The sequence below is a fragment of the Enhygromyxa salina genome (genome assembly GCF_000737335.2).
Taxonomy (GTDB): domain Bacteria; phylum Myxococcota_A; class Polyangia; order Nannocystales; family Nannocystaceae; genus Plesiocystis; species Plesiocystis salina_C.
In genome coordinates, this window is record NZ_JMCC02000298.1 from 1 (window position 1) to 797 (window position 797).

Consider the following 797-nt stretch of genomic DNA (forward strand, 5'->3'; position numbering starts at 1 on the left):
GAGTCTGGACCGTGTCTCAGTTCCAGTGTGGCTGATCATCCTCTCAGACCAGCTAGGGATCGTCGCCTAGGTGAGCCGTTACCCCACCTACTAGCTAATCCCATCTGGGCACATCCGATGGTGTGAGGCCCGAAGGTCCCCCACTTTGGTCTTGCGACGTTATGCGGTATTAGCTACCGTTTCCAGTAGTTATCCCCCTCCATCGGGCAGTTTCCCAGACATTACTCACCCGTCCGCCACTCGCCACCCAAAGAGCAAGCTCTTCTGTGCTGCCGTTCGACTTGCATGTGTTAGGCCTGCCGCCAGCGTTCAATCTGAGCCATGATCAAACTCTTCAATTTAAGTTTGATTTGCTTAAACCAGTTAAGCGGTGCTCATCTGTAAAACGTCATAATGAATGTCATTATGTGTCCACTCGTGAGGCTTGATATTTTTTAAGCCCGAAGGCTTTTGATATCTGCTCTCGAGTGCCCACACAGATTGTCTGATAAATTGTTAAAGAGCAGTTGCGACGCGGCTTTCAGCTCACTGTCGCGAGGTGGCGTATATTACGCTACTCTCTGTGCCAGTCAAGCGTTTATTTTCGCTCTGACCGACGGTGACTTTCATCACCTCAACACCGCATTCCGTAAGCCGTTGTGCCGTGTCGATGGAGGCGCATTATAGGGAGTTCTTCCGGGCTGACAAGCGCTAATTTCAAATTAATTTCCGAGTGCCGATTTTTTCAGCAAAACTGCCCTAAACTGCCACTTTTTCCAGCGACGGAAAGCCATAACGCTGTAAAACCGGCGACAATT

At 50.1% G+C, this 797-nt stretch carries 1 rRNA gene; it reads right to left on the reverse strand.

Annotation, left to right across the window (positions count from 1 at the left end):
• Positions 1-341, reverse strand: a 16S ribosomal RNA gene (locus DB30_RS40990); the annotation flags it as partial.
• Between the last annotated feature and the right edge of the window lie 456 nt (positions 342-797).